General features: G+C 64.1%; 16 protein-coding genes. 4 read left to right on the top strand and 12 right to left on the bottom strand.

The features are described 5' to 3' along the window. Window positions 1–104: 104 nt before the first annotated feature. The 11 genes from N4J17_RS08860 to N4J17_RS08810 all read right to left on the bottom strand — a co-directional run bounded on the left by N4J17_RS08860 (window position 105) and on the right by N4J17_RS08810 (window position 9776). Window positions 105–629, bottom strand: a complete 525-nt coding sequence (locus N4J17_RS08860) for an SRPBCC family protein (protein ID WP_198323743.1) — start codon at window positions 627–629, stop codon at window positions 105–107. Next, window positions 626–1618 carry a vWA domain-containing protein gene (locus N4J17_RS08855; protein ID WP_198323744.1) on the bottom strand — a complete coding sequence of 331 codons (993 nt, stop codon included), beginning with the start codon at window positions 1616–1618 and terminating at the stop codon, window positions 626–628. The genes N4J17_RS08860 and N4J17_RS08855 overlap by 4 nt, the downstream gene beginning before the upstream one ends. Beyond that, window positions 1615–2178, bottom strand: coding sequence for an MxaK protein (locus tag N4J17_RS08850; RefSeq protein ID WP_277458194.1), 564 nt, complete (start codon window positions 2176–2178; stop codon window positions 1615–1617). The genes N4J17_RS08855 and N4J17_RS08850 overlap by 4 nt, the downstream gene beginning before the upstream one ends. Then, a complete protein-coding gene (locus N4J17_RS08845) occupies window positions 2175–3158 on the bottom strand; it encodes a vWA domain-containing protein (RefSeq protein WP_198323745.1) in 984 nt (327 codons plus the stop codon). The genes N4J17_RS08850 and N4J17_RS08845 overlap by 4 nt, the downstream gene beginning before the upstream one ends. Continuing rightward, window positions 3155–4060: a nonribosomal peptide synthetase MxaA gene (locus tag N4J17_RS08840; protein WP_232470643.1), complete on the bottom strand. Its 906-nt coding sequence runs from the start codon at window positions 4058–4060 to the stop codon at window positions 3155–3157. The genes N4J17_RS08845 and N4J17_RS08840 overlap by 4 nt, the downstream gene beginning before the upstream one ends. Then, window positions 4060–4902 (bottom strand): DUF58 domain-containing protein, encoded by an 843-nt coding sequence (locus N4J17_RS08835; RefSeq protein ID WP_198323746.1) that lies wholly within the window; start codon window positions 4900–4902, stop codon window positions 4060–4062. The genes N4J17_RS08840 and N4J17_RS08835 overlap by 1 nt, the downstream gene beginning before the upstream one ends. Continuing rightward, entirely contained in the window at window positions 4899–5918 is a 1020-nt protein-coding gene (locus N4J17_RS08830) for an AAA family ATPase (protein ID WP_198323747.1), read from the bottom strand. Before N4J17_RS08830 ends, N4J17_RS08835 begins: the two co-directional genes overlap by 4 nt. A 180-nt stretch (window positions 5919–6098) precedes the next feature. Next, window positions 6099–6383, bottom strand: a complete 285-nt coding sequence (locus N4J17_RS08825) for a methanol dehydrogenase [cytochrome c] subunit (protein ID WP_198323748.1) — start codon at window positions 6381–6383, stop codon at window positions 6099–6101. A gap of 43 nt (window positions 6384–6426) precedes the next feature. Next, window positions 6427–6906 (bottom strand): cytochrome c(L), periplasmic, encoded by a 480-nt coding sequence (moxG, locus tag N4J17_RS08820; RefSeq protein ID WP_198323749.1) that lies wholly within the window; start codon window positions 6904–6906, stop codon window positions 6427–6429. An 11-nt stretch (window positions 6907–6917) separates the two neighbouring features. Then, window positions 6918–7769, bottom strand: coding sequence for a methanol oxidation system protein MoxJ (gene moxJ / locus N4J17_RS08815; RefSeq protein ID WP_198323750.1), 852 nt, complete (start codon window positions 7767–7769; stop codon window positions 6918–6920). Between the two features lie 201 nt (window positions 7770–7970). Then, a complete protein-coding gene (locus N4J17_RS08810; RefSeq protein WP_198323751.1) occupies window positions 7971–9776 on the bottom strand; it encodes a methanol/ethanol family PQQ-dependent dehydrogenase in 1806 nt (601 codons plus the stop codon). A gap of 563 nt (window positions 9777–10339) precedes the next feature. Between N4J17_RS08810 and N4J17_RS08805 the strand changes: the two genes are divergently transcribed. The 3 genes from N4J17_RS08805 to N4J17_RS08795 are packed head-to-tail and all read left to right on the top strand — an operon-like array spanning window position 10340 to window position 12905. Further along, window positions 10340–11686: a histidine kinase gene (locus N4J17_RS08805; protein ID WP_232470644.1), complete on the top strand. Its 1347-nt coding sequence runs from the start codon at window positions 10340–10342 to the stop codon at window positions 11684–11686. Further along, a complete protein-coding gene (locus N4J17_RS08800; protein ID WP_198323752.1) occupies window positions 11683–12330 on the top strand; it encodes a response regulator in 648 nt (215 codons plus the stop codon). Before N4J17_RS08805 ends, N4J17_RS08800 begins: the two co-directional genes overlap by 4 nt. Window positions 12331–12335: 5 nt before the next feature. After that, window positions 12336–12905, top strand: coding sequence for a hypothetical protein (locus N4J17_RS08795; RefSeq protein ID WP_198323753.1), 570 nt, complete (start codon window positions 12336–12338; stop codon window positions 12903–12905). A gap of 10 nt (window positions 12906–12915) precedes the next feature. Here the strand turns inward: N4J17_RS08795 and N4J17_RS08790 are convergent, their stop codons facing one another. Next, window positions 12916–13944, bottom strand: a complete 1029-nt coding sequence (locus tag N4J17_RS08790; RefSeq protein ID WP_198323754.1) for a zinc-dependent alcohol dehydrogenase family protein — start codon at window positions 13942–13944, stop codon at window positions 12916–12918. Between the two features lie 265 nt (window positions 13945–14209). Here N4J17_RS08790 and N4J17_RS08785 point away from each other — a divergent pair, with 265 nt between their 5' ends. After that, window positions 14210–14632, top strand: a complete 423-nt coding sequence (locus tag N4J17_RS08785) for a CHRD domain-containing protein (protein WP_198323755.1) — start codon at window positions 14210–14212, stop codon at window positions 14630–14632. Window positions 14633–14722: the final 90 nt, after the last annotated feature.

Below are 14722 nucleotides of genomic sequence, written 5' to 3'. Positions count from 1 at the left end.
CAAGCTCGCGGGCATTCCGTTCCTAACGCAAGCTCCTCCGCTCCCGCGCTTGCCCTGCCTGCATCGAAGTAAGCCGGTGCGGATAGCCGCGACGCTACTGCTACTTATCGCCCGTTCTCGAAGCTTTTCTTGAGATTGTCCAACCCGATGCGAAAGAACTTTTGCATCGCCGCCACGGCGGCCTCGTCGTTCAGCTCGTCCGGCGGGAAGTTGCCGGTGTCGCCACGGTAGAGCCGGCTCTTCCACTCGACCTGGCTGCCCTGCTCCGTGGCTGTGACCTTGAGCACGGCGGAGTAGGAGCTGGCCGGCAACGCCTTGACGTTTTCTTTGCTCAATCGGTAGGTGTATTCATGGGTTGTCGGCTCATAGGCGTCGAGCTCCTCGGTGAGCTGCTCGCCGTTGAGGAAATGGAGGATGCGCTTTTCGCCGGTGGCGTTGCCGCCGGTGCTTTCGCTCTTGGCCAAAGCGGGATTCCACTGAGCGATGGCGCCGAAATCCTTCAAGGCGTTCCAGACCTGGTCGACGGGAGCCGCGATCTCCACGGTTTCGACGACCTTCTGGGGGGTGGGGCCGTGCGCCATCGATGCGGAGGCGAACAGCAGCGCGGCCAGGGTCAGTATCGGTTTCATGAGGTTTCTCCTTGTTCTCGGGTTGCGGTTGAAAATGTAAGGCGCGGGAGCAGCGTCCGCAGATACACCGCCGCCAGCACGGCGAGCGCCAGGGTAGCGGGGATCCAGCGGACGTCAGTGGCGACCCGCTGGCGGTGCGCCAGTGCCGGTACCATGAGGGCGCGGGCCAGCCCTTCGGGCGATTCCAGGCGGGAGTAGCCCAGGCCGGCGGCTTCGGCGAGCTGGCGCAGGTATGTCTCCTTGAGCTGGGACAGGTGTTCCGTGCCCCCGGCCCGTTCGCTGCCGAAGGGGGCGTTGCGAGCGTGGTAGCCTTCGATCTGCTCGGGTGGCAGTTCCGACAGGCCGAAGCTCGAGCGCTGCGGGACTTCGTCCTCGGTGTAGAAACCCGAGCGCCGGCCCGACGCGTCGTACTTGGGGATGGGCGAGAGTCCCAAGCCCCCGACCCCGACGATCAGTCCCCGGACCTTGCCTCTGATGTCGCTGAAGTCCGGGCGGTAGCGCGGATTGAGCGGCGGCGCCTCGTGGCCGTCGGTGATGAAAATCACGTTCGCGTTGCCGCGCCCCAGCCGTTCCAGGGTGTTGCGCAGACCTGCGGCGATCAGGCTGTCGGCGGCCCAGGCCATGCGCCAGTCGAGCTGTTCGATGGCGGCGCTGATGGCGGAAAAGCCGGCGCAGGTTTCGATAGGCTCGAACAGCAGCGCCGGCTCGCGTTCGGTGAAGACGCCCAACCCCAGGGAGGACCCGCAGGGCAGGTCCGCCGCGGCGCGGATCAGGCTTTGCCGGACGAATGCCAGCCGCGACACGGCGCGCCCGCCCTGCCGGTAGTCCTCGACATTCATGCTGCGGGTGATGTCGACGACGACAATGTGGCGGAACACCGGCCGCTCCAGCGCCAGCCGGAGCGGGAAACAGGCGGCCACGGTGAGGATGAGGGCCGCGACCAGTCCTGCGAAAACCGGATCGGTAAGGCGCTGTCGCCAGATGTTCAAGGCAAGCCTCGCGGGAATCCGGGCAAGTTGGTCCAAAGCCGCTTGGATTCGTCCCTGGGCGGCTCGTCATCGGCAGAGCTGACCCGGTCCATCTCGGGCATCAGGCGCATGGCTACTTCCAGGTTGTATTTGGCATCCCAGTGACCGGGCGCCAGCAGCAGGGCGTGCCGATAGGCCTCCTTGGCCAGCTCGGCGTAAACACGGGCCTGATCGATCTCAGCTGTTTCGACACGGTCCAACGCCTGGATGAGCTGCAGATTGCCCTGGTTGTAATACACGTCGGCGCGAAAGGACGCATCGCCCCGGGTCTCCAGCCGGTTCAGCAGCTCCAGCGCATCGCCGTAGCGCTCGTGCCGCACGAAATACACGGCGCGCGCCAACTGGACCGCGGGAGAGGCCACCGCCCACCGTTCCAGGGCGATGTCGTGCCCGCTCAGCAGCGCCGCGATGTCGGCATTGGCCGCGGCGGCCTTCCGCCATTCCCTGACGCCGAACAGCGCCGACAGTGTCAGCATCAGGCTCAGCCCGGCCGCGATCCGAACGCGCCAATCTCCGCTCACCGCGACATCTCCATGCCCTTCGCCGCGATCAGCCAGGCGAGCGCCAGCGCCGCCGCCAGATAACAAACGGCTTGCAGATCCCGCCGCGGCACCCGCTCGACATAGCGCAGAGGGCGTTGCTCTTCGCGATCGATGTCGGCGATGGCGTGCTTCAGGGCGTCGGCGTCTTCCGCCTCGTAGGCGCGGTAGGGAATCCCCAGACTGGCGAAGAACAAATGCAGATGGCGCTCCGGCCGCGCCTGGGCGTTGTCGTCCTCCGGGTTGTCCGGAGTTTCGAAGATACCGTGGCTGCCCGCGGTGCGCAGGAATATCCAGTACAGCCGTATGCCCTTCTCCTTGAACCAGCGGCGCAGCTGCAGCTCGCTGTCTGGGTCCACCTCGGCGGCGCCATCGGACACCAGCAGGACGATGCGCGAACCCGCGGACGGCCCGTCGCCGAAATACGAAAGCGCCATCGCCAGCCCCTTGCTCACGTGCGTTTGCGCCAGGCCGGGCAGCTTCATGGCATGGACTGCCGCCAACACCGCGGCTTTGTTATCGGTCAGCGGCAGTACGAACAAAGGCGAGGTACTGAAGGCGGCGACACCGATCAGGTCGTTGCGGCCACTCGAGACGAAACCGCTCAAGAGGCGCTCGGCCGCGGCGGATTTGGATTCCTCGCCGCCCGCGGGGGTACGCCCGGCGAAGCTGTCGTCCATGCTGCGGCTGCGGTCCAGCAACAACACCAGGTGGGCGCCATGGCCGGTGCGTTCGACGGTGTACGCGCGCCGGTGCAGACCGGCGCTGCCCAGCAGCAGCGCCAGGAGGGCGCCGGCACCGGCCAGGCGCAGGCTCAGGTCGACGGCACGCGAGGCGGCATCGGCGGGCAGCAACGCCAACCAAGACCAGGGGGCGGGCCGCAACGGCAACCGCCACAAGGGAAGCAGCGTCAGCGGCAGACCCCACAGCCACTGCGGCGTGTCCAACGCCCAATCGGTCATGGCCGTCTCCTTTCGGCCAGCTGGCAGGCGCGGGCAAGCGCCTCCATGCGCCTCAGGTCGAACGGCGGCCGCGGAGCGCCCTCCCCGAAAAAGACTTCATACGAAGCCCGGAAGAAATCCCGGATCTCGTTGCGCAAGGGCGCGTAGGCCGGATGGCCGCGGAAAAACGCGTCCAGCCCTTCGATGAACAGCGGCTCGCCCAAAGTCCGATTGAACGCTTGGTGCAGACAGGAAAAACCGCTCTCCAAGGCGCCCCGGCTGTCTTCCTGTCTGCGCAGACGCCGCAATTCCCGCCAGGCGGCTGCGAAATGGCGGCCGCGCCAAGCGAACGGCAGCCAGGCGCTCAGATAGGCCCACCAGGCCAGCGCCCCCGCTGCCGCGAGCCCGAAGCCTGCACTGGCAGCGGCAAGACCCTCTGTCGGCAACCGCGCCGGCACGGCGTCCGGACGCATCGGCGGCAGGCCTTCGGCACGCCACACCGACAGCTCCCGGATGGGCGCGGTGGTGAAAGTCCAGTCGGGGACTGTCAACCGTTCACCCGAGCCGGCCACATGCAGTTCAAAGCCGGGAATCGTCAGGTTTTTCACTTCCAGCGGCGCATAGAAGGTCTGGTATTCCAGCTGCAACGTCTGCCGGTTGCCCTCACGGCGGACGGCGACCCGCCTAAGCATCAGCCAGCGGTTGATCCAGCCTTCCCTGGGCAGGGAGGCGGCGTCCATTCCCTGGCCCGTTTCAGTTTCGATCCACACGTCGTGGTGTATGAGATCGCCGATGACGTAGCCGAAGGCGCGGGGCGTGTCGAACGCGAATGCCCTCACACCGGGCGGCAATTCGGCGGCCGGCGCCAGGCAGCACCACAGCCCCAGCAGGAGAGATATCGAATGGCGAAGCACCGGCAACATCAGCCTGCATGGAAATAGCGGGTGACCGCGTCGGGATCGAAACCGCCGGACAGAAACAGCGGCTCCCTGCCGAAGCCGCGCAGCATCGCCACCAAGCGCTCGCGGCGCTCCTGAAAACGCTGCGACAAACGGCTGCGCAAGGCCGGACGCAGCCACATCAGCCGCTCCCTGCCGTTCTCCAGGTCCTGCATCCACGCCAGGCCGGACGCTTGCGGAGCCGATTCTTCCGGGTCCCACAGCACCACTGGCACGACGTCGTGATGTGCCAGCGATGCCATGATTTGTTTCCCAAAGCCCAAGGGAAAATGAAAGTCCGACAGCAGGAACACCAGTCCGCGCCGCGATGGCAGATAGCGGACGGCATGCCGCAGTCCGCGCGCGCTGCCGCCCCTGGGCCGGAAACGGCGCAGACGCTCGGCCAGCATCAGCGCCGCCCCCACTTGCCGAGTCGGCGGCAGCAGGAAATCCGGAGCGCTGCAGTCGGAAAGTCCGACGAAACCCATGGCATCCCCCATCCGGTTCGACGACAGCGCCAGCCCCTCGGTGAAATCCGCCAGCACGGCCATTTTCGAGGCGTGCCCGCGATAACCCATCGAGGCGGACAAGTCGGCCAGCGCGTGAACGGTGATCCGCCCCCGCTGCTCGTGCAAGCGCACCCAGTAGTGCCCGGAGGGATCGCCGAGGCTGGCCCGTAGATGCAACCGGCGGGGATCGGGATGCGCCAGGAACGGCACCAGGCGCTGAAAAGCGTGTACGCCGCCGCCCTGCCGGCTCGGATGGGCTCCCGGCTGGACGCTGTCGGCGCGCCAGGTCAACCGGTAATGAAACTCCTTGCGCGTCATGGCGCCGCGATCTGGCGGATCAGCTTGCCGACCAGCTGCGGGATCAGTTCGCTGCGGCGGTATTCGTAGACGGGCCTTAGAAAAATGCGATGGCCGATTGCCGGGGCGAAGACGTATTGCACGTCCTCCGGCTCGACCCGGTCCCGGCCGCTGAGCCAGGCCTGCACCCGCGCCAGCCGGACCAGATAGCTCATGCCGCGGGGGCTGGCGCCGGCCTCGATCATGTCGCCGGAATCCGCCTCGTGCAGAGCGATGCCGAAGTCCTCCGGTCGCCGGGTCGCGCGCCACAGATCCTGCACGTAGGCCCTGAGACGGGCGCTGACGTGGATGCCGCCTTGCAGGGCTTCGGCGATCCCGTTGAGTTCGCGGAACGAGAGCGTCTCCGCCGGCGCGGACTCGACCAGCCGGTCCGGATCGTAGAAGCGCGGGTCGAACAGGATTGGGTCCATCTGCGCCGCATCGGTCGGCGGCTCGATGGCGATTTCGAGCATAAAGCGGTCGCGCGCCGCCGCGGGCAGCTCGAAGGTCTCTTCCTTCTCCACCCGATTGCGGTCCGCGAACACCTGCAGATGCGGAAACCAGAACTCACGGTTGAACGCCGACACACTGCGCTCGGCCATCACGCGCAGCAGCAGGGAATGGACCTGGGGCCGGGCGCGGTTGATCTCGTTGAAGAAGAAGATGGAAAGCTGCTCGCCGTGCTTGAGCAAAGGCCCCGGCGCGACGCCCGGCCGGCCTTGCTCGTCCAGGTAGGTGTAATAGACCAGATCGTTCGGCATCAGATCGATCGTGCCCTCGATCCGCTCGTAATCGCCGCCGATGCCGCGCGCCACAGCGCGGAGCAAGGTCGTTTTGCCGACGCCGACGCCGCCCTCGAGCAGCGCGTGGCCGCGGGCGAACACGGCCAGGGTGAGCAGCCGGATCGGGCGCTCCTGCCCGAGCACGACTTGCCGCAGGCCGGCTTCGAAGCACTTGGCGCGTTCCAGGCTGTCGGCAAGTGGGTTGTCTAGATTCATGAGTGAATGCCAACCGGCGGCTTTCAACTTTCAATAAGGGAAGTAGCAAGCCCCTCACCCCTCCCGTCATCCCAGAGAGAGGGGATTTACCCCCAAAAGGGCCGGGGATGATGGCAAAAAGCGGCTCGACATACCCTCGCCGCCATGGATTACGCTGCCGACAACTTTACGTCGCTAGCGTCATTTGATGTCTTCGACTTTGTAGACGAACTTGCCGGTTCTGGCATAGTTCTCCACGCGCTTCCGGTTGCGCGCTTCCATCGCCTTGATCGACTCCGCCTGCTTGTTGAGCTCGTTCGGATCGTGCTTGGGATCGTACTTGCTGCCGGCGACCTTGTCCGGATAACCGGGCTTGGGCTCCCAGCAGTTTCCGGGCGCCTTGCAATGGGTGCCGTCATAGGCTTGGGCGCCCAGGGCGAACAGGGCGGCTGCAGCCGCCACCGCGAGACTCGTTTTCTGCATCATGAGAAAGTCCTCCTATTTTTGGGGTCGGAATTTTCCAGGAATGTCACTTCAACCATTCGGCCTTGGCCGGGTCGCCTTTGTAGATACCGCGGATCCAGGCCATGATCTTGAGCATGTCGTCGTTGTTGAGGTTGACGTATTGCGGTCCCATCATGCCCTGGGCGCCACCGAACAGGATTTCGAACAAACCGACGTCGGTGGCGGCACGGGGATAGGTCCAATAATCATCCGCCAGACCCGGCCCGAGCTTGCCTTCGGCCTCATGGCCGTGGCAGCCGGAACAGGCTGACAGATACAGACTGTGCCCCTGTTCCATCACGGCCTTGTTGCCGTTGTAGGGGTTCTTGCCGGTTTGCAGGAACTGCTTGACGGCTGGCGTGTCGCCGCCCGCCTTGGCGTAGGACAAATCCAGTGTCTCGCCGGTGACGGCGTGGCGCAGGGTGATGTCGGCCAAGGCAGGCAGTGACAGCAATCCCGCGACACATAGGCCGGCCATGCCGAACCTCGCTTTTTTCAGATTCATTGCTTCAGCCTTTACTTTGATCGTTGAGCCATCCTGGCCGGTTTTTCATCCATGGACAGCAGCGGAATGCCTTCCGTCTCGAGCACTGCCTTCACTTCGTTGGCATGTTTGGCCAAAACCTGGTCGATCTGCTCGAGCAGGGCTTCCTCGCCCTTGCGCACGCCGACGGAAGTCGAGTAGTGGTGGGGCACTTTCTCGCCGTCGGAACGCACGTTGTCATCCGGAATGACGGTCATGGCCAACCCCGCATCCTTGACATAACGCGCCGCCGCCGGCCCCCACAGCACCGCGACCTCGGCGTTCCCCTTGGCGACTTCGGCCACCAGCTGGGCCGGGTCGTAGCGGACGTACTGGTTGCGTCGCGACTTGAAGCCGACCAGGGCATGCAGGTAGTTGAACATGTCGTTGTAGCGCCCGATTTTGCGGATCATCGTCTCTGCCGGGGTGTCCGGCATGAACGCGATCCGCTTCGCGGTCTTCAGCGCGTCGCTGTTCCAGTCGGTGATGCGCTCCCCCTTGTCCTTGCGGTAGATGAAGACGTAGCCCGAGCGGTAATAAGGTGTGCTGGTGAGCATCCTCGGATCGCCGGTGTCGACGCCGATGACCACCTCGCACAACCCCTGGTCGAGGAAGTCGCGGACGAAATAGCGGGCATCGCTCCACCACACGTTCTCGACCGGGCGTCCCAGGGCTTTGCCGATGAGGTCGGCCAGTGTGTTCTCGAAGCCTTCCCCGGCCTTGTTCGAATACGGCATCTCATTTTCCGCCGCGCAGATTTTGAGCGGTTCCGCGCGCTTCGCTGCCTGCACGCCGCCCGAAACCGCGAGCGAAGCGATCAGCCCGGCGGCGGCAATACGGTTCATTCGCATGACTTATCCTTTCAATGACAGAGGGTGGAAGCAGCCCCGCAGCAATGCCGTTCAGCCGATCCGTCATGCCAACAGGGAAGTCGGCATCCAGGACTCAAGGACGTGATCCCGGTCGGCGCCTTCCATGGCTTCTGGATTCGGGCACTCCATACCGGAATGACGGCATGCAGCTTCCGAGGGTCTCCGCCGTTCGACTCAGAGCGAGAACACGAACACCGAGCCACCCATCTGGGTGTAGTGCGCCAATTCCTTGAAGGCGCCCACTGCCCCCAGTCCCGCGGTCGGGTCTTTCAGGTCGAACACCAGCCCCACACCCGGCCAGCCGCCGACGCCGGAGTAGATGGCGATGTACTGCTTGCCGTTATGCTGGTAAGTGATGGGATGGCCGATCACGCCGGAAGGCAGCTGGAACTGCCATTTCAGCTCGCCGGTGCGGGTGTCGCGGGCCTTGATGAAACCGTCGAGGGTGCCGTAAAATACCAAATCACCGGCGGTGGCCAGGGTGCCGCCCCAGACCGCGAACTTCTCCGGCACTTCCCATTCCATTTTGCCGGTGACCGCGTTCATGGCCTTGACCTGGCCCAGCATGCCCTTGGGTCCCGGATACATGTTCAAGGTCGCCCCCACGAAGAACTGGCCGGCGCGGTAGGGCAGCATGAACGGTTCCCAGTCCATGCAGATGTGGTTCACGCCCATGAAGAACAGCTTCTTGTCCGGGTCGTAGGACTCTATCCCCTGGTTGTGGTAACCCATGGCCGAGGGACAGATGCCCTTGGCATTGTGGTCCATGCGGGTGCTGTATTCCGGGTCGCGGATCGGCAGGCCGGTCTTCAGGTCGACCTTTTTTACCCAGTTGACGGTGTCGTCGATCTTGAAGACGTTGACCAGGGCGCCGGTTTCCCGGTTGAGGGTGTACACTAGGCCGTTGCGGTCCGGGTGGGTCAGCAGCGGCGTCATCTTGCCGTCCACCTCCTGCTCGGACAGTCCCATGTAGTTGACGCCGGCGTAATCCCACTCGTCGTGCGGCGTCTTCTGGTAGCCGAACTTGGCGCGCCCGGTATCGACATCGCGGCCCCAGATGGTCATCGTCCATTTGTTGTCGCCGGGACGCATGGTCTCGTTCCACGGGGCCGGGTTGCCGGAGCCGTAGTAGATCATGTCCAGCTTGGTATCGTAGGCGTACCAGCCCCAGTTGGTGCCTCCGCCGATCTTCCAGGCGTCGCCCTCCCAGGTTTGCAACCCCAAACCGAACTGGCCGTAATGCGGGTTATGCTCATTGAATTTGGAGTCTAGCAGCAGGTCTTCATCGGGGCCGGTGGCGTAGGCCCGCCATTCCTGCTTGCCATCCTTGATGTTGTAGGCCGTGACGTAGCCGCGCACGCCCAGTTCGGCCCCGGCCGAACCCACCAAGACCTTGTCCTTCACCACAAACGGCGCTCCGGTCAGGGTGGACCCCATGGCGATGTCGGAGTTTTCCATCTTCCAGATCTCTTCGCCGGTCTTGGCGTTGAGGGCGACGATGTGGCCATCGAGCTGGTTGAGAAAGATCTTCGCCGGGCCGTGCTCGCCGGCGGGGACATAGGCCAGACCGCGGTTGACCACATCACAACAAGCCACGGCGCGGGCCGCTGGATTCTGCTTGGGCTTGTACTGCCACAGGATCTTGCGGGTGTCGTTCAGGTCGACCGCATAGACGTTGTTCGGGAACGGGGTATGGATGTACATGATGCCGTCCACCACCAGCGGCCCGCCTTCATGGCCATGCAACGTGCCGGTCGACAGGGTCCACGCCACTTTCAGATTCTTGACATTGTGGCTATTGATTTCGGTCAGCCGACTGAAATGGGTGGCGCTGTAATCCTTGGTCTGCATGACCCAGTTCCGGTCGTCCTTGGACAACCGGTCCAGCTCCGGATTGGCATGCGCGGATTGCCCGGTCAGCATGGCGCCCATCGCCAGCACAGACCCGCCGAAGCCGCTTGTCAGGTTGCGAATATGCATGTGTCTCCTCCGAGAATGAATGACGCCGATCCTGTATCGGCGCTCTACGAGCAGCGGGGAGATTCTGGAACAGATCATGTCAACGGCGTTACGGAATTTCCCCCGAAGCAGTCTTGAAAAACTCTCGAATGCTGGGTGGAAAAACTCCCGCCCTGGTTGATGTCATCAAAAAAAGTATGAAGCGCTACGCGCAGCTGGATTGAATGTGGGTTTTCGGACCCACGGCCGACGCACTTTCTTTTGTACGGCCAAAAGAAAGTACACAAAGAAAAGGCCGCCCGGAGGCCGCGAAAACGCCCTGCGCTTCTCGCTTTCGACGAGGGTCCATCGAAGCGGCTTTCTGCCCCTCGATGGAGGAGCCGCATCCCGGTGACTCCCCTGCGGGCTGTTCTCGTCGAAAGCTGCGATGCTCGGCGCGGCCTGACGGGGTTAACGTCAAGAACGGAAACGGCCAAGGCGCTGCCCACCGTGAGTCAACTCAGATTCCGACAATCAGGAATATCTCCCTGTCAAAACGACCGCCGGTGGAGGCAAAATAATAAGATTTCTGCGGGAGCACGCCTTTGAGTCTGCGGTTTCGCCTGAACCTCATGATCGGGCTGGTGATGCTGGCCATCATCGGCATGGGCACGCTGTTCGTGGTCCACAACGCGCGTCGGTCGGTGGCGGAGGAAGTCCGCTCCTCGGTCAACCTGGCGTTACAGCTGATCGACGCCGGCCTGGAGCAGGCGGTCGCCGCCGGCCGGTCGCCGGTGGATTGGATCGCCCAGCTCGCCCGGCTCGACCGCACCCGCCATTTGAGCCTAAGCGTCCGACAAGGTGAAAGCGCCATCATCGACCTACCCTCCTCCTCTCACCCCGCGGAAGGTGAAGAAGCGCCCGGCTGGTTTGCCTGGGCAGTGGCGCCGGAACCCCGGGTGGCCGAGAAACACCTGCACCAGCTCGGCAACCCGATGATCCAGATCACCATCGACGCCAACCCGGCCGATGAGATCGCCGAAGCCTGGATCGAAGCACGGGGGTTTTTGCTGCTGATGCTGGCGCTCGCCATCACGGTGTACCTGGTCGTCCACACCACCTTGGGGCGGGCGTTCAAATCCGTGGGCGTCATCCTTGAAGGACTGGAGGATCTGGAAAACGGTGATTACAGCCGGCGCCTGCCGGAGTTCTACCTGCCGGAATTCGCCCGCATTTCGCGGACCTTCAACCACACGGTCTGCACGCTGGAAAAAACCCGTGAGGAAAACCGGGCGCTGACCCAGCGTTCGCTGGCGATCCGGGAAGAGGAACGGCGGCACCTCGCGCAGGAGCTCCACGACGAGCTCGGTCAGTCGCTGAGCGCCATCAAGGCGATCGCGGCCTCGCTCCGGAAGCCGGAACGGGACGACGAAGCGACCACCGATGCGATCGGCGCCATCCAGTCGATCTGCGACCATCTGTTCACCGTGCTGCGCACCCTGATGCAGCGGCTGCGTCCCCTGATGCTGGACGAACTGGGATTGAAAGCTTCCTTGGAAGACATGATCGAGAACTGGCGCAGCCGCTATCCCCGCATCGCGCTGGACTTTAGCTGTGATGACGGAATCGACGAATGTGTCGGCGACGCCCGGATACATGTCTTCCGGATCGTGCAGGAAAGCCTGACCAACGTGGTAAGGCATGCCGGCGCAGCCCATCTCGGCATCCACCTCAACCTGATCGAGGCGGCCGGCGGACGGCCCGAAGCCCTCCTGCTCGAGGTCAGTGATGACGGAGCCGGCTTCGACCCCGCTCAAGCCCCGGCCGGCTTGGGCCTGCTCGGCATCCGCGAACGGGTGGAGAGCCTTAGAGGACGGTTCAGTCTGCGTACCCGCCCCGGCGCCGGCGTCACCCTGAGCATCGAGATTCCCTGTCAAGACCCATGCCCATGAAACCCAAAATCACCGTGATGCTGGTGGATGACCACGCAGTGGTCCGTGCTGGCTACCGTCTGCTGTTGTCCGGCACTCCGAACATCGAGGTCGTCGGTGAAGCCGAGCGGGGGGAGGAGGCCTGCCAGCTCTATGCCGACATCCGTCCGAACGTGATCGTCATGGACCTTTCGCTGCCCGGCATCGGCGGACTGGCCTCGATCCGCCGCATCCGCAGCCGCGACACTTCGGCGCGGATCCTGGTGTTCAGCATCCACGATGAGCTGATCTACGTGGTGCGCGCCCTGGAAGCCGGCGCTCGGGGCTACATCACCAAGAGCTGCGCTCCGGAAATCCTGGTCGAAGCCGTCGCCAGAATCGCCTCCGGCGAGTCGTTCCTGGAACCGGAGATCGCCCAGCGTCTGGCGATGCAGACCATGAGCGGCGCCGAGGCGGCCACTGCTTTGAACACGCTGTCGCCCCGCGAGTTCGACGTCTTCCTGCTGCTGGCCAAGGGCTACACCACCCGCGAGGTAGCGGAAGAACTGCGGCTCGGCTATAAAACCGTCGCCAATTACAGTACCCTCATCAAAAGCAAACTGGGCGTGAACACCACCGCAGAAATGGCGCGCCTCGCCTACCAGAGCGGGATATTCAAAACGTAACCACGATGGCCGAAACCGCGCATTATTCCCAACCTTTCGCAGAACTCATCGCGAACGAACGGCTGAACAGCCTGGTACCGGGCGTTCCCAACCTCGGTATGCGGCCGCGGCTGGATGCGCTGCGGATCGAAACGGCTTTCGAGCCCAAGACGGTCCACGATCCGGACATGGCGCGGTGCTGCCTGGCGGCGGTCTGGCTGTACCACGATTTTTTCGACGAAAGCCACCGCATCAGCCAGGGCATCGCTACGACCAGCGGCAGCTACTGGCACGGCATCCTCCACCGCCGTGAGCCGGATGCCTGGAACAGCAAATACTGGTTCAAGCGGGTCGGCCATCACCCGGTCTTTCCCGACGTCGTTGCCGCCGCGCGGCAGCTGGCCCAAACCGAACCCCCTTCGCACGAAACCGAATTCCTGCTGCGGCAGACCGCCTGGGACCCGTTCGCCTTCATCGATCTGTGCGAAACCGCGCGCCTCGGCCATACGCCGGCAGAGCCTTTGTGCCGGCGCATCCAACTCGCGGAGTGGCGGATACTGTTCGACTATTGCTACCGACGGGCCGTAACACCCTGAAAATTCCGGCTCAAGCCATCCGCAGCACCTTCGCCCCGCGGATCCGGCCCTGCTTGAGGTCGAGCAGCGCCCGGTTGGCATCCTCGAACGCGTATTCCTCCGTCTCGGGACGGATCCCGACTTCCGCCGCCAGCGCGAGAAACCCGGCCACATCGCTGCGCGCCACGTTGGCGACCGACTTGATTTCCCGCTCCATCCACAGGTGCCGCGCATAATCGAGCTCGGCCAGACAGAAGCGGTCTGCAGACTCCTTGCGGATCGCATTGACGACCAGCCGGCCGCCGGGAGCGAGGTTGGCGAGTGCCGCGACCACCGGCTTCCAGACTGGCGTGGTGTCGATGATGGCCGCCAGCGGTACGGGCGCAATATCCTCGGTATCACCGGCCCAAACCGCGCCCAGTTGCAGTGCGAAGGCACGTTCCCGGGGGTGGCGCGCGAAGACGTAGACTTCCGAATCGGGAAAGCGGTGGCGGGCCATCATCAGCACCAGATGGGCGGATGCCCCGAACCCGGTGAGACCCAGTGGCTGGCCGTTTTTGAGCCCGGTGAGATTGAGCGAGCGGTAACCGATGGCCCCGGCACACAGGAGTGGCGCGGCTTCGGCATCGGTGAAAACAGCGGGAATCCGGCAAGCGAAAGCCGCTGGCACGGTCATGTACTCGGCGTAACCGCCATCGGCGTCGCGTCCGGTGGCACGGAAAGCAGGACAGAGATTCTCCCGCCCTGACCGGCAGAACTCGCAGTCGCCGCAAGCCGAATAGATCCAGGCCACGCCGACGCGATCGCCGACAGCGAATCCCGCCACAGCCCCCCCGAGCGCGGTTATCCGGCCGACGGCCTGGTGCCCGGGCACGACCGGCAGATGCGCAGGCGCGGTACGGCCTTCGATCTCGTCGATTTCGGTGTGGCACACGCCGCAGACCGAGACCCGGATCAGGATTTCGCCGGGCCTCGGCGCCGGCACCGGAAGGTCGGCGAGCCTCAGAGGGACTCGCAACGAATCCAGCGGTCCCGTTTGGTCGATCACCCAGGCTTTCATGGCATCACCCTCTCAACCCGACGGATTGCCCCGGAGCGGCTACGAACCTCACGGCCAACCGCGCCCTTCACCCTCGGCGCAAGCAGCGCATTGCCACCGTCCCCGCGACGGAGTACGGTAGCACACTGACATGCCGGAATATCGGCAAGGATCGACACCGCCACGCCGATTCCTATTGTGATATGACTTGGGAGGGATTGCATCATGAGACACCCCCCATAATTCCATAAGCCGCGTCGCGATCGGCCTGCTTCTGATGCTCGCCGTGCCCCAGGCCACTCGGGCTGAGCGGTTTTCGTTCATTGCCATGCTGAACAGCGGCCAAGAGATGCGGACGCCCAAACCCGACAGTAACGCCCAGGGCGTCGCCCTGATGACCCTGGACAATACGACCCGCAAACTCTGCTACGCGATCAGCTATTCCCCTCTGGCAGGGCGGGAAACGGCGGCGCATTTCCACGGGCCGGCTTCGGCCGGTCAATCGGCCGGCGTTCTGTTCCCCATTACGCCGACTGGCAGCCCGAAGACGGGCTGTGTCGGCCCCCTCAAGGGGAAGGACGCAGCGAATCTGAAAAAGGGACTGTTCTACATCAATGTCCATAGCGACGTGTTCCCCTCAGGAGAACTTCGCGGCCAAGTGTTCCGCATGATCTCGGCCCAGACCGACGGCGACGTCGCCAGCGAGTGACCCCACGACCCAACCCGCCGGCAGGGCCAGCGTCATTGCCCTGCCAGCCTCTCACCTGACGGCTCACCACCACTTCGTAAGCCATTCCCG

It is taken from the genome of Methylococcus capsulatus, assembly GCF_036864975.1.
GTDB lineage: Bacteria > Pseudomonadota > Gammaproteobacteria > Methylococcales > Methylococcaceae > Methylococcus.
The sequence above is the reverse complement of the archived record's forward strand: the minus strand, read 5'-3'. Positions and strand labels throughout refer to the sequence as shown.

What these genes read in the sequence shown, in the direction of transcription:
- N4J17_RS08860 (WP_198323743.1), bottom strand. Translation starts at nt 629, where the DNA reads ATGAAACCGATACTGACCCTGGCCGCGCTGCTGTTCGCCTCCGCATCG.
- N4J17_RS08845 (WP_198323745.1), bottom strand. Translation starts at nt 3,158, where the DNA reads ATGACCGATTGGGCGTTGGACACGCCGCAGTGGCTGTGGGGTCTGCCG.
- N4J17_RS08840 (WP_232470643.1), bottom strand. Translation starts at nt 4,060, where the DNA reads ATGTTGCCGGTGCTTCGCCATTCGATATCTCTCCTGCTGGGGCTGTGG.
- N4J17_RS08835 (WP_198323746.1), bottom strand. Translation starts at nt 4,902, where the DNA reads ATGACGCGCAAGGAGTTTCATTACCGGTTGACCTGGCGCGCCGACAGC.
- N4J17_RS08830 (WP_198323747.1), bottom strand. Translation starts at nt 5,918, where the DNA reads ATGAATCTAGACAACCCACTTGCCGACAGCCTGGAACGCGCCAAGTGC.
- N4J17_RS08825 (WP_198323748.1), bottom strand. Translation starts at nt 6,383, where the DNA reads ATGATGCAGAAAACGAGTCTCGCGGTGGCGGCTGCAGCCGCCCTGTTC.
- moxG (WP_198323749.1), bottom strand. Translation starts at nt 6,906, where the DNA reads ATGAATCTGAAAAAAGCGAGGTTCGGCATGGCCGGCCTATGTGTCGCG.
- moxJ (WP_198323750.1), bottom strand. Translation starts at nt 7,769, where the DNA reads ATGAACCGTATTGCCGCCGCCGGGCTGATCGCTTCGCTCGCGGTTTCG.
- N4J17_RS08810 (WP_198323751.1), bottom strand. Translation starts at nt 9,776, where the DNA reads ATGCATATTCGCAACCTGACAAGCGGCTTCGGCGGGTCTGTGCTGGCG.
- N4J17_RS08800 (WP_198323752.1), top strand. Translation starts at nt 11,683, where the DNA reads ATGAAACCCAAAATCACCGTGATGCTGGTGGATGACCACGCAGTGGTC.
- N4J17_RS08795 (WP_198323753.1), top strand. Translation starts at nt 12,336, where the DNA reads ATGGCCGAAACCGCGCATTATTCCCAACCTTTCGCAGAACTCATCGCG.
- N4J17_RS08790 (WP_198323754.1), bottom strand. Translation starts at nt 13,944, where the DNA reads ATGAAAGCCTGGGTGATCGACCAAACGGGACCGCTGGATTCGTTGCGA.